The sequence below is a fragment of the Terriglobales bacterium genome (genome assembly GCA_035457425.1).
GTDB lineage: Bacteria > Acidobacteriota > Terriglobia > Terriglobales > Acidobacteriaceae > JACPNR01.
Map to the genome: position 1 here is coordinate 1 of DATIBR010000086.1, position 13,480 is coordinate 13,480.

The window sequence follows — 13,480 nt, forward strand, 5'->3', positions numbered from 1 at the left end:
GGCGACAACGTCGCGCTGACCATCGAGCTGATCACGCCGGTGGCGATGGAGAAGGGCCTGCGCTTCGCCATCCGCGAGGGCGGCCGCACCGTCGGCGCCGGCACCATCTCGGAGATCATCAAGTAAGGGCGGAAGAGCGGGCGTGAGCGAAGCGGGAGCCCGCAGCCGATATCCCGAGCGAGCGCGTAGCGCGAGTCGAGGGACCTAACAAAGAGAAGGATTGGGAAGTATGCCAAGAGAGATCGTGACGTTGCAGTGCACGGCGTGCAAGGACCGGAACTACTCGACCACCAAGAACAAGAAGACCACGCCGGACCGGCTGGAGTTTTCGAAGTTCTGCAGGAAGTGTCGCAAGCACACACCTCATAAAGAGGTGAAGTAAGGATTGCCGGTCGCCAATCGCCAATCGGCGAGTGGAGATCGGCGATGTACGGAGGGGCGTAAGCTCAACGGCTAAACTGCCGGTCTCCAAAACCGGACTTGGGGGTTCGAATCCCTCCGCCCCTGCCAGAGTTTCGAGGCCCACGGGCCAGGAAGAGAAGTAGATGGCGAAGCCAGCAACACTTATGGACGAGAACAGCGTAGGCGGGCAGATCAAGTCGTGGCCGGAGCGCACCAAGGGCTTCTACACCGACGTGCGCACCGAGATGAAGAAGGTCTCCACGCCTTCGCTCAAGGAAGTGCAGGCGACCACGGTCGTGGTCCTCATCACGGTGGCCATCTTCGGCGTTTTCTTCTGGCTGGTGGATCTCGGCCTGGGGACCATCGTCAACCGCGTGTTCACGTACTTCACGAAATAGCGATGAAGATGACGGAAGAGCTCAACAACCAGGATCCGAACGCGGAAGAGCAGACGGCCGCGCAGGCGCCGAGCCCTTCGGAAGAAGAGACGGCCGCGCAGGCCGCCGCGCCCGCCGAGGGCGAGGAGCCGCGCGCCGATCAGCCCGAAGCGCCCAAGAACCCGAACATGAAGTGGTACATCATCCACTCCTACTCGGGCTTCGAGCGCAAGGTGAAGGAGTCGCTGGAGTCGCGCGTCGCCGCTTTCGGGCTGCAGGAGAAGATCGGCCGCGTCGTCATCCCGACCGAGCCGGTCACCGAGATCCGCAACGGCAAGAAGTACACCATCGAGCGCGCCTTCCTGCCGGGCTACGTGCTGGTGGAGATGGATCTCACCGGCTTCCGTTCGGGCGGTGAAGGCGACCACGTGTGGCACGTCGTGAAATCCACGCCGCGCGTCACCGGGTTCGTCGGCACCGGCAACGACCCGACGCCGCTGAGCGAGGAAGAGGTCAACACCATCGTCTACCGCGTCGCCGTCGGCAAGGACAAGCCGAAGCTGCGCGTCAAGTTCGAGAAGAACGAGTCGGTGAAGATCACCGAGGGCCCGTTCGCCAACTTCACCGGCATCGTCGACGAGGTCAACGAAGACCGCGAGACCCTGAAGGTCATGGTCACCATCTTCGGCCGCGCGACACCGGTCGAGCTGGAGTTCGGGCAGGTCGAGAAGGTCGCGTAACAGGTCTTGCAGTAGCAAGAAATCACGGTAGAGACGGCCTTTTGGCCGTCTCCGAAGAAGAAGAGAAGCGATGGCAAAGAAGGTCACAGGACAAGTCAAGCTCCAGATCGCGGCCGGCAAAGCGACGCCGGCGCCGCCGGTGGGCCCCGCCCTCGGCCAGGCGCAGGTCAACATCATGGAGTTCTGCAAGCAGTTCAACGCCAAGACGAGCCAGAAGGAGCTCGACGGCCTCATCGTGCCGGTGGTGATCACGGTCTACAGCGACCGCTCGTTCACCTTCATCACCAAGACGCCGCCGGCCTCCATCCTGCTCAAGCGCGCCGCGCAGGTCGCCAAGGGTTCTGGCGAGCCCAACAAGCAGAAGGTCGGCTCCGTGACCGAGAAGCAGGTCGCCGAGATCGCCAAGCAGAAGATGCCCGACCTCAACGCCGCCTCGCTCGAAGCCGCCATCAAGTCGGTCAAGGGCACCGCGCGCAGCATGGGCATCGAGGTCGTGGCGTAGCGGTGGAAGAGCGGGCCTTTAGGCCCGCGTCGGGACGTACCCAGGGTTTTGGGGCTTTAGCCCCGGATTCGCAAGCACCACGTCGCGGCGGACTGATGCCCCGAGGTGGGAGAAGGAAGAGCAGATGAGAAAAGCAGGGAAGAACATCACGAAGGCGCGCGAAGCGGTCGGCAACAAGCCGTACACGCTGGAAGCCGCCGTGCCCCTTCTGCAGAAAGTGAAGTTCGCCAAGTTCGACGAGACGGTCGAGGTCACGTTGCGGCTGGGCGTCGACCCGAAACACGCCGACCAGATGGTCCGCGGCACCGTCGTGCTGCCCCACGGCCTGGGCAAGTCGAAGAAAGTCCTGGTCATCGCCTCGGGCGAGAAGGTGCGCGAGGCGCAGGAAGCCGGCGCCGACATCGTCGGCGGCGAAGAGACGGTCGAGAAGATCATGAAGGAGAACTGGGTGGACTACGACGCCGTCGTCGCCACGCCCGACATGATGAAGTCCGTCGGCAAGCTCGGCAAAGTCCTCGGACCGAAGGGCCTGATGCCCAACCCGAAGACCGGCACCGTCACCTTCGACGTCGCCCGCGCCGTGCAGGAAGTCAAGGCCGGCAAGGTGGAGTTCCGCACCGACAAGACCGCGCTCGTCCATGTGCCGGTGGGCAAGATGTCGTTCGACGCTCAGAAGCTCATCGAGAACGCCGAGACGCTCATCAGCAGCGTGATCAAGGCGAAGCCCGCCGCCGCCAAGGGCAAGTACATCAAGGCCGCCTATCTGTCGTCTTCGATGGGCCCGGGCATCGCGCTCGATACTACCGCCGCCGAGAACGCGGCCAAGGGATAGGTTGAGATTCCCGCGCGAAGCGAGGGAACCCAACAGAGTAAGAGATTGAGAAGGGAAGCATAAGAACATGGCCGTTACCAAGGCAAAAAAGACGCAGCAGGTCGAGAAGCTGAGCAAGGACCTGAAGGGCGTGAACAACCTGATCGTCGCCACCTTCGAGAAGCTGACGGTCGAAAAAGATTTCGAGCTGCGCAAGAGCGTCCGCTCGGCCGGCGGCCGCTACGCCGTCGTCAAGAACACGCTCGCGGAGCGCGCGGCCAAGGGCACCGCGATCGAGAACGCGCTGAAAGACCTGAAGGGCGTCACCTCCATCGCCTACACCTCGGGCGACCCGGTCGCGCTCGCCAAGGCGCTCACCAAGTACGCCAAGGACAATCCGGAGTTCAAGTTCAAGACCGGCGTGGTCGAAGGCCGCGCGCTCTCGGTGAAAGAGCTGGAAGCGCTCGCCGCGATGCCGTCGAAGGAAGAGATCTTCTCCAAGCTGCTCTTCCTCATCAACGCGCCGGCGCAGCGCCTGGTGACCGTGATGAACGCCGTCGGCCGCGACATGGCCGTGGTGCTCAACCAGGGCGTGGAGAAGAAAAAGTTCAAGGAGGCGTAAGCCTCCAGGGTTCTGCTGGATCGAGTCGTGCTGGCGGTCCAGCGAAGGGTTCGTCGTTCGTTGTCACGTGTTGCGGCTCCGTTGGTCTGGCGGGGAAGCACTGGAAACGTGGACAAGGGCGGCATGGGACAGCACAACGACAAACTTATTGGGAGAACTGAGATGGCGGACATTCAGCAGTTGGAAGAACAGATCGTAGGGTTGAGCCTGCTCGACGCGGCGCAGCTCGTGAAGAAGCTCGAGGAGCGCCTCGGCGTCTCCGCGGCGGCGGCGGCTCCGGTCATGATGGCCGGCGGCGGCGCGGCGGCGGCGGGCGCGGCTCCGGCGGAGGAGAAGACCGAGTTCACCGTGGTCCTCACCTCCGCGGGCGCCAACAAGATCAACGTGATCAAAGCGGTGCGCGAAGTCACCAGCCTCGGCTTGAAGGAAGCCAAGGACCTGGTCGACGGCGCTCCCAAACCGATCAAGGAAGGCGTCGGCAAGGAAGAGGCGGAGAACATCAAGAAGAAGTTCACCGAAGCCGGCGCGACCGTCGAGGTCAAGTAGCAGTCGGCGGACGCGTGTCCGCTCCGACGTTCGCTCGATCTCGTTGTCCTGAATCCGGGAGGGCGGTGGCCGAATCAAATCTCCACCGCCTTCCAAAGCTCTTTCGCCCCGGGGTGCCGGGGAGTAAGGCCACACACGCGCGGGAAGTCACAGAGCAGGCTGGTCTAAGCGCCTGAAACGGCGCCCGAGGGGAACCTTGTCCCATCGGGCGTGACTGCATTTTTAGAACCAAACCGGGAGCGTCCGCGCGCTCCCGGCCGAAACCAGCCCTGGCGCAAGCCAGGCCGTCCGGCGCGATGCCGGGCGCACGACATAGGAGCCGTTGATGCCGAACAAGAACACTGCCACCCGCGCGCGTCTCGATTTCAGCAAGATCCCGGCGACCATCAAGATCCCGAACCTCATCGAGGTCCAGAAGCGCTCCTACGACCGCTTCCTGCAGATGGACAAGCTGCCGAGCGAGCGCGACGAAGCGGGCTTGCAGAGTGTCTTCCAGTCCGTTTTCCCCATCTCCGACTTCCGCAACGTCTCGCAGCTCGAGTTCGTCGATTACGCCATCGGCAACTGGGAGTGCAAGTGCGGCCACCTCAAGGGGCTGCACCACCTGCGCACCACCTGCAAGAACTGCGGCTCCACCGTCATCACCGACCCGTTCCACTCCGGCGACGTGCTCTGCAACCGCTGCGGCACCTACAACTCCAACACGCCCGACTTCTGCAACAAGTGCGGCGACCCGGTCGGCCTCCAGCTCAAGTACGACATGGCCGAGTGCGAAGAGCGCGGCATGACCTACTCCGCCCCGCTCAAGGTCACCATCCGCCTCACCATCTTCGACAAGGACCCGGAGACCGGCAACAAGACCATCCGCGACATCAAGGAGCAGGAAGTCTTCTTCGGCGACGTGCCGCTCATGACCAACAACGGCACGTTCATCATCAACGGCACCGAGCGCGTCATCGTCTCGCAGCTCCACCGTTCGCCCGGCGTCTTCTTCGAGACCGCCAACAACCGCACCTACTTCCTCGGCAAGATCATCCCCTACCGCGGCTCGTGGGTGGAGTTCGAGTACGACCAGAAGAACATCCTGTACGTCCGCATCGACCGCAAGCGCAAGTTCCTCGGCACCATCTTCCTGCGCGCCCTCGGCCTGCGCTCCGACGAAGACATTTTGCGCACGTTCTATACCGTCGATCGCATCGCCATCAAGAACAAGAAGCTGCACTGGACGCTGGAGCCGGCGGTCGAGCGTCCCACCAACCTGCTCGGCCTGAAGCTGGCGCACTCCATCAAGTCCAAGTCCGGCGAAGAGATCGTCCACTCCGGCCGCAAGATCACGCCTGCCGTGCTCAAGGACATCCAGAAGGCCAAGATCTCGGAGATCGAGATCGACACCACCGACCTCGAAGGCGCCTTCACCGCCGCCGACATCGTCGACACCAGCTCGGGTGAGGTCCTGCTCGAGGCCAACACCGAAGTCACCGCCGACAAGCTCGCCAAGCTCATCGACGCCGGCGTCTCGGAGCTCCACCTGTTCTTCCCCGAGCGCGACGACGTGGGCAACGTGATCTCCGCCACCCTGCGCAAGGACAACGTCAAGACCCCGCAGGAAGCGCTCATCGAGATCTACCGCAAGCTGCGTCCCGGCGACCCGCCGACCCTCGACACCGCCACCGCCCTGTTCCACGGCATGTTCTTCGACCCGCGGAAGTACGACTTCTCGCGCGTCGGCCGCCTCAAGTTCAACATCAAGCTGTTCGAGAACCAGGACGCCACCGGCCTCGACAACCGCACGCTCGAGCCCGACGACTTCTACGCCACCATCCGCTACCTGCTCAAGCTGCGCAAGAACATCGGCACGGTCGACGACATCGATCACCTCGGCAACCGCCGCGTCCGCGCGGTCGGCGAGCTGCTCGAGAACCAGTTCCGCATCGGCCTCGTCCGCATGGAGCGCGCCATCAAGGAAAAGATGAGCGTCTACCAGGAGATGTCGACCGCGATGCCGCACGACCTGGTCAACGCCAAGCCGGTCATGGCCGCCATCCGCGAGTTCTTCGGCTCGTCGCAGCTCTCGCAGTTCATGGACCAGACCAACCCGCTCTCGGAGATCACGCACAAGCGGCGTCTCTCCGCGCTCGGACCGGGCGGCCTCTCGCGCGAACGCGCGGGCTTCGAGGTGCGCGACGTCCACCCCACGCACTACGGACGCATCTGCCCCATCGAGACCCCGGAAGGTCCGAACATCGGCCTCATCTCGTCGCTCTCCTGCTACGCGCGCATCAACGACTACGGCTTCATCGAGTCGCCGTATCGCCGCGTGAAGGGCGCGCGCGTGCTCGACTACGTCACCGTCGTGAACGCCGGCGACTCCGACTACCGCGTCGCCGACCACATCGAGAAGCACGAGGCCGAGAAGGCCAACGCCGACCTCAAGGAGAGCCGCAAGCGCCGCATCGACTTCGAGCCCTTCTCCTTCTATCTCTCCGCCTGGGAGGAGGACCGCCACGTCATCGCGCAGGCCAACATCGAGCTCGACGACAAGGGACGCATCGTCCACGAGCTGGTGAACGCCCGCAAGGCCGGCAACTTCGTCCTCGTCCACCGCGACGAGGTCGACTACGTCGACGTCAGCCCCAAGCAGCTTGTCTCCGTCGCCGCCTCGCTCGTGCCTTTCCTCGAGCACGACGACGCGAACCGCGCGCTCATGGGCGCCAACATGCAGCGCCAGAGCGTTCCGCTGCTCCGCGCCGAAGCGCCGCTCGTCGGCACCGGCATGGAAGGCGTCACCGCGCGCGATTCCGGCGCGGTCGTCCTCGCGCGCCGCTCCGGCATCATCGATTCCGTCGACTCCGAGCGCATCATCGTGCGCGTCGAGGGTGAGCACCACCCCGGCCAGCTCTCGCGCGAGGTCGGCTCCGACATCTACCAGCTCATCAAGTTCAAGCGCTCCAACCAGAACACCTGCATCAACCAGAAGCCCATCGTCAAGAAGGGCGACCGCGTGATGAAGGGCCAGGTCATCGCCGACGGCCCCTGCACCGAGATGGGCGAGCTCGCGCTCGGCCGCAACGTGCTCGTCGCCTTCATGCCCTGGCGCGGCTACAACTTCGAGGACGCCATCCTCATTTCCGAGAAGATGGTGCGCGACGATTACTACACCTCGATCCACATCGAGGAGTTCGAGATCGAAGCGCGCGACACCAAGCTCGGCCCCGAGGAGATCACGCGCGACATCCCCAACGTCAGCGAGAATGCCCTGCGCGATCTCGATGAGTCGGGCGTCATCCGCATCGGCGCCACCGTGAAGCAGGGCGACATCCTGGTGGGCAAGGTCACGCCCAAGGGCGAGACCCAGCTCACGCCGGAAGAGAAGCTGCTGCGCGCCATCTTCGGCGAAAAGGCCGGCGACGTGCGCGACGCCTCGCTCACCTGCCCCCCGGGCATCGAGGGCACCATCGTCGACGTCAAGATTTTCTCCCGCAAGGGCCAGGAGAAGGACGAGCGCGCCAAGGCCATCGAGGCCACGCAGATCGAGAAGCTCGAGAAGAACCTCTCGGACGAGATCCGCATCTTGACCGACGAGCGCCTCAAGCGCCTCGAAGCCATCCTCGGCGGCAAGGAAGCCCAGGCCGACCTGCACGACGAGCGCACCAACAAGCGCCTGCTCACCAAGGGCACGGTCGTCGACCGCGAGACCATCGAGCGCATCTCCACCCGCAACCTCAAGCGCATCAAGTTCGCCGACAAGGACCCGCGCGTCAACGAGCAGATCGACGAGATCGAGGAGATGACCTCGCGCCAGATCGACGTGCTCCGCAAGATCGTCAACGAGAAGATCGAGAAGCTCCGCAAGGGCGATGAGCTGCCCCCGGGCGTCATCAAGCTGGTCAAGATCTACGTCGCCATGAAGCGCAAGCTCTCGGTCGGCGACAAGATGGCCGGCCGCCACGGGAACAAGGGCGTCATCGCCCGCATCCTGCCGGAAGAGGACATGCCCTACCTCGCCGACGGGACGCCCGTCGAGATCGTCCTCAACCCGCTCGGCGTGCCTTCCCGTATGAACGTGGGCCAGATCCTCGAGACGCACCTCGGCTGGGCCGGACACGAGCTCGGCAAGCGCATCTCGCAGCTGCTCGCGGAGAACAACCGCGAGGAGGCCATCCGCCGCGAGCTCAAGCAGATCTACAAGGACTCGGCTTTCCTCGACGTCCTCATGGATCTCGACGACGAGCAGCTGGTCAGCGTGGCCCGCGGCATGAAGCACGGCGCCTACTTCGGCTCGCCCGTCTTCGACGGCGCGCGCGAGAAGGAGATCAAGGGCCTGCTGCGCGAGGCCGGCCTCCCGGAATCCGGCAAGACCGCCCTCTACGACGGCATGACCGGCGACAAGTTCGAGCAGCCCGTCACCGTCGGCTACATCTACATGCTCAAGCTCTCGCACCTGGTCGACGACAAGATCCACGCCCGCTCCATCGGACCGTACTCGCTCATCACCCAGCAGCCGCTGGGCGGCAAGGCGCAGTTCGGCGGACAGCGCTTCGGCGAGATGGAAGTGTGGGCGCTGGAAGCTTACGGCGCCGCCTACATCCTGCAGGAGCTCCTGACCGCCAAGTCCGACGACGTCTATGGCCGCACCAAGATCTACGAGGCCATCGTCAAGGGCGAGGCGGCCATCGAGCCGGGCGTGCCCGAATCGTTCAACGTTCTCATCCGCGAGTTGCAGTCGCTCTGCCTCGACGTCGAGCTCATCAAGACGATGGGCGGCGACGGCCGCAAGCAGGTCGCCAGCGCCGCGGCGGACTAATGGCCAGTGGCCAGTGGTCGGTGGTCAGTGAACACCGCCCAGGTCATGGCTGAAAGGGATCCTGAAGTACCGGCGGTCGCTTCCGACGCCGGTCGCCAGCGATGGCTGGCCACTGGTCACTGACCACTGGCCACTGGAGGCAGGAGGAACACCTTGTACCGTTCGAGCCCATTCGACCTCGGTAATCAGATCGCGGATTTCGACAGCATCCGTATCAGCCTTGCCTCCCCGGAGAAGATCCGGAGCTGGTCGCACGGCGAAGTCACCAAGCCGGAGACGATCAACTACCGCACCTTCAAGCCGGAGCGCGACGGCCTGTTCTGCGCCCGTATCTTCGGGCCGGTCACCGACTGGGAGTGCCTCTGCGGCAAGTACAAGCGCATGAAGCACCGCGGCGTGATCTGCGATAAGTGCGGCGTCGAAGTCACGCTCTCGAAAGTCCGCCGCGAGCGCCTCGGCCACATCGAGCTCGCCTCGCCCTGCTCCCACGTCTGGTTCTTCAAGGGCCTGCCCTCGCGCATCGGCCACCTACTCGATATCTCGCTGCGCGACCTCGAGAGCGTCCTCTACTTCGAGGCCTACGTCGTGGTCGAGCCGGGCGATGCCCCGGTGAAGGACCGCGAGGTCATCCGCGACGAAGCCCAGTTCCGCGAGCTCGACGCGCAGTACCGTCCCACCGGCTTCCGCGCCATGATGGGCGCCGAGGCCATCAAGGAACTCCTGAAGCGCGTCGAGGTGGAAGAGCTCTCCACCGAGCTGCGCGACAAGATGAAGCACGAGCCCTCGCTCCAGAAGCGGCTCAAGTACGCCAAGCGCCTGAAAGTCGTCGAGGCCTTCCGCCGCTCCGGCAACAAGCCGCAGTGGATGATCCTCGACGTCATCCCGGTCATCCCGCCCGAGCTGCGCCCGCTCGTGCCGCTCGATGGCGGCCGCTTTGCCACCTCCGACCTCAACGATCTCTATCGCCGCGTCATCAACCGCAACAACCGGTTGAAGAAGCTGATGGACCTGCACGCCCCCGAGGTCATCGTGCGCAATGAGAAGCGCATGCTGCAGGAGGCGGTCGACGCGCTGTTCGACAACGGTCGCCGCGGCCGCGTGCTGCGGGGCGCCAACAACCGCCCGCTCAAGTCGCTCTCCGACACCCTCAAGGGCAAGCAGGGACGCTTCCGCCAGAACCTGCTCGGCAAGCGTGTCGACTACTCCGGCCGTTCGGTCATCGTCGTCGGTCCCGAGCTCAAGCTCCACCAGTGCGGCCTGCCCAAGAAGATGGCGCTCGAGCTCTTCAAGCCCTTCATCTATCACCGGCTCGAGCAGACCGGGCAGTGCACCACCATCAAGCAGGCGAAGGAGATGGTCGAGCAGCAGGAGCCCATCGTTTGGGACATCCTGGAAGAGGTCATCAAGGACCACCCGGTCCTGCTGAACCGCGCCCCGACCCTCCACCGCCTCGGCATCCAGGCGTTCGAGCCGGTGCTGGTGGAAGGCAAGGCCATCAAGATCCACCCGCTCGTCTGCACGGCGTTCAACGCCGATTTCGACGGCGACCAGATGGCCGTCCACATCCCGCTCTCGCCCGAAGCGCAGATCGAGGCCAGCGTGCTGATGCTCAGCTCGCACAACATCCTGTCGCCCGCGTCGGGACACCCCATCACCGTCCCCACCCAGGACATGGTGCTCGGCCTCTATTACCTGACCAAGTCCAAGCCCGGCGCCAAGGGCGAAGGCCGCGCCTTCGCCAACGTCGACGAGGTCCTGCTCGCGCTCGAGATGGGCGAGGTCGAAACCCTCACGCCCATCCGCCTGCGCTACTCCGGCGAGGTCATCGACCTCACCTCGGCGTACGACGACCAGGACATCGTGCACACCGACCCGGTCAACTTCGACCGCCAGTTCGTCCAGACCACCGTCGGCCGCGCCATCCTCAACGACCACCTGCCCGAGGAGATGCCGTACATCAACGGCCTCCTGAAGAAGAAGGGCGTGGGACAGCTCGTCAACTACTGCTACCTGCGCTTCGGGCTCGAAGTCACCGTGAAGATGCTCGACGGCCTCAAGCAGCTCGGCTTCCTCTACGCCACCCGCTCGGGCCTCTCCATCGGCATCGACGACATGGTCATCCCCGAGCACAAGAAGCAGCTCGTGGGCGCCGCCGATAAGCAGGTCATCGCCGTCCAGCAGCAGTACCTCGACGGCGCCATCACCAACGGCGAGCGCTACAACAAGGTCGTCGAGATCTGGTCGAACGTGACCGAAAAGGTCGCCGACGAGATGTTCGGCGTCATGCAGGAAGCCGACAAGTCCGGCAACATGAACCCCATCTACGTCATGGCCGATTCCGGCGCTCGCGGCTCCAAGCAGCAGATCCGCCAGCTCTCCGGCATGCGCGGCCTGATGGCCAAGCCTTCGGGCGAGATCATCGAGACGCCCATCACGGCGAACTTCCGCGAGGGGCTCACCGTGCTCGAGTACTTCATCTCGACGCACGGCGCGCGCAAGGGCCTGGCCGATACCGCGCTCAAGACCGCCGACTCCGGCTACCTCACCCGCCGCCTCGTCGACGTCGCCCAGGACGTGATCGTCAGCGAGCAGGACTGCGGCACCGTCGACGGCATCTTCGTCGGGTCCATCGTCGAGTCGGGCGAGATCATCGAGCCGCTGCGCGACCGCATCGTCGGCCGCGTCTCGCTCGAGAAGATCAAGGACTACGAAGGCAACGTCATCGTCGACGTCAACCACGAGATCACCGAGGAGCTCGCTTCCGCCATCCAGTCGGCCGGCATCGAGCGCGTCAAGATCCGCTCCGTGCTCACCTGCGAGTCCAAGCGCGGCGTCTGCGTCGCCTGCTACGGGCGCAACCTCGCCTCCGGACGCATGGTCGAGCTCGGTGAAGCCACCGGCGTCATCGCCGCCCAGTCCATCGGCGAGCCCGGCACGCAGCTCACCATGCGCACCTTCCACATCGGCGGCACGGCTTCCCGCGTGAGCGAGCAGTCGCGCCTCGACGCCAAGAACAACGGCACCGTCCGCTTCATCAACCTCGTCACCGTCCGCTCCAAGGAAGGTGGCCTGGTCGTGATGAACCGCGCCGGCTCCATCGCCGTGGTCGACGACAAGGGCCGCGAGAAGGAGCGCTACGCCGTCGTCTACGGCGCCAAGATCAAGGTCGAGGAAGGCTCGCCCGTCCAGCTCGGCCAGGTCCTGGTCGAGTGGGATCCGTACACCTTCGCCATCCTCACCGAGATCGGCGGCACCGTGCAGTTCAAGGACCTGCAGGAAGGCCTCACCCTCCACGAGGAAGTGGACGAGGTCACCGGCCTCTCCCGTCACGTCGTCACCGAGACGCCCGACGAGAAGCGCCAGCCCGCCGTCGTGGTGAAAGGCAAGTCCACCAAGCGCTACCTCATGCCGTCGCGCGCCCACTTGATGGTCCAGGATGGCGACACCGTCCACCCGGGCGACGTGCTGGCCAAGATCCCGCGCGAGACCACCAAGACCAAGGACATCACCGGCGGCCTGCCGCGCGTCGTCGAGCTGTTCGAAGCGCGCAAGCCCCGCGAGACTGCCGTCATCAGCGAGATCGATGGCGCGGTCCGCTTCGGCGAGATCTCCAAGGGCATGCGCAAGATCTACGTCACCGCCGACAACGGCACGGAGAAGGAGTACTCCATCCCGCGCGGCGTGCACGTCAACGTCCAGGAAGGCGAGCGCGTCCGCGCCGGCGAGCCGCTCATGGACGGCCCCCTCAACCCGCACGACATCCTCGCTGTCCTCGGCGAGAAGGAGCTGCAGGCCTACCTCGTCAACGAGATCCAGGAGGTCTACCGCCTCCAGGGCGTCAACATCTCCGACAAGCACATCGAGGTCATCGTGCGCCAGATGATGCGCTGGGTGAAGGTCGAAGACGTGGGCGACACTGCCTTCCTGCTCGAGCAGCAGGTCGACAAGTTCCGCTTCCGCGAGGAGAACGAGAAGGCCATCCAGAACGGCGGACGCCCGGCGACCGGCCGCCCGCTCCTGCTGGGCATCACCAAGGCCTCGCTCTCCACCGATTCCTTCATCTCCGCGGCGTCGTTCCAGGAGACCACGCGCGTGCTCACCGAAGCCAGCATCCAGGGCGCGGTCGACCACCTGCGCGGCCTCAAGGAGAACGTCATCGTCGGCCGCCTCATCCCCGCAGGCACCGGCATGGAGTACTACCGCAACGTCCGCCTCTCGCCCGAGCTGGAAGAAGCCGCCCAGAAGGTGCAGGAGCAGGTGTCGCGCGAGTACGAGGAAGCCGAACGCGCGCTCGAGATGCTGCGCGCCGAAGGCGAGACCGAGGAACTGGCAGCGGAGTAGTCCACAGTCCACGGTGCACAGTCCACAGTAGTCGGGGCGCGGTGGCTCTCCACCGCGCCTCTTCTTTTGTTTGGGTAGACGCCGGCGACTCGCCGGCGCAAGAACGTGCCGTCGGCTGAAGCCGACTCGGGTCTCGATGCTCTGCGCTTTCCCACCACTCACGTGGTGGGCTTACGAATGGCGTCCCGCTGGCGCGGGACTGGGGCTTGGGCCGGCCGCGAGCGTCGCTTCAGCCAGGCGGTTCCCGTTGCTTTCGGCTAGGCGATGCACGTTGCCTGAGCGAGGCAATTCGCGCGAGCTAGCCCCAGCCCGCAGGGCGGCATTCGTTAGCCCAG

9 protein-coding genes and 1 tRNA gene are annotated in these 13,480 nt (G+C 64.8%); all 10 read left to right on the forward strand.

What is annotated here, in order from left to right; translation table 11 throughout:
- Window positions 1-229 precede the first annotated feature (229 nt).
- The 10 genes from rpmG to rpoC all read left to right on the forward strand — a co-directional run bounded on the left by rpmG (window position 230) and on the right by rpoC (window position 13,145).
- Entirely contained in the window at window positions 230-382 is a 153-nt protein-coding gene (rpmG, locus tag VLA96_06200; protein HSE48783.1) for a 50S ribosomal protein L33, read from the forward strand.
- A gap of 52 nt (window positions 383-434) precedes the next feature.
- A tRNA-Trp gene (locus VLA96_06205) sits at window positions 435-510 on the forward strand.
- 35 nt (window positions 511-545) lie between these two features.
- Window positions 546-800, forward strand: coding sequence for a preprotein translocase subunit SecE (gene secE / locus VLA96_06210; protein HSE48784.1), 255 nt, complete (start codon window positions 546-548; stop codon window positions 798-800).
- A gap of 2 nt (window positions 801-802) precedes the next feature.
- On the forward strand, window positions 803-1,519 hold the full coding sequence (gene nusG, locus VLA96_06215) for a transcription termination/antitermination protein NusG (GenBank protein ID HSE48785.1): 717 nt from the start codon (window positions 803-805) through the stop codon (window positions 1,517-1,519).
- A 70-nt stretch (window positions 1,520-1,589) separates the two neighbouring features.
- Window positions 1,590-2,021, forward strand: a complete 432-nt coding sequence (rplK, locus tag VLA96_06220; GenBank protein ID HSE48786.1) for a 50S ribosomal protein L11 — start codon at window positions 1,590-1,592, stop codon at window positions 2,019-2,021.
- A gap of 124 nt (window positions 2,022-2,145) precedes the next feature.
- Window positions 2,146-2,853, forward strand: coding sequence for a 50S ribosomal protein L1 (gene rplA, locus VLA96_06225; protein ID HSE48787.1), 708 nt, complete (start codon window positions 2,146-2,148; stop codon window positions 2,851-2,853).
- A gap of 67 nt (window positions 2,854-2,920) precedes the next feature.
- Window positions 2,921-3,454, forward strand: a complete 534-nt coding sequence (gene rplJ / locus VLA96_06230) for a 50S ribosomal protein L10 (protein HSE48788.1) — start codon at window positions 2,921-2,923, stop codon at window positions 3,452-3,454.
- A 162-nt stretch (window positions 3,455-3,616) separates the two neighbouring features.
- Window positions 3,617-4,000, forward strand: coding sequence for a 50S ribosomal protein L7/L12 (gene rplL / locus VLA96_06235; GenBank protein ID HSE48789.1), 384 nt, complete (start codon window positions 3,617-3,619; stop codon window positions 3,998-4,000).
- Window positions 4,001-4,325: 325 nt separating this feature from the next.
- A complete protein-coding gene (gene rpoB, locus VLA96_06240) occupies window positions 4,326-8,804 on the forward strand; it encodes a DNA-directed RNA polymerase subunit beta (GenBank protein HSE48790.1) in 4,479 nt (1,492 codons plus the stop codon).
- Between the two features lie 153 nt (window positions 8,805-8,957).
- Window positions 8,958-13,145 (forward strand): DNA-directed RNA polymerase subunit beta', encoded by a 4,188-nt coding sequence (rpoC, locus tag VLA96_06245; GenBank protein HSE48791.1) that lies wholly within the window; start codon window positions 8,958-8,960, stop codon window positions 13,143-13,145.
- Window positions 13,146-13,480: the final 335 nt, after the last annotated feature.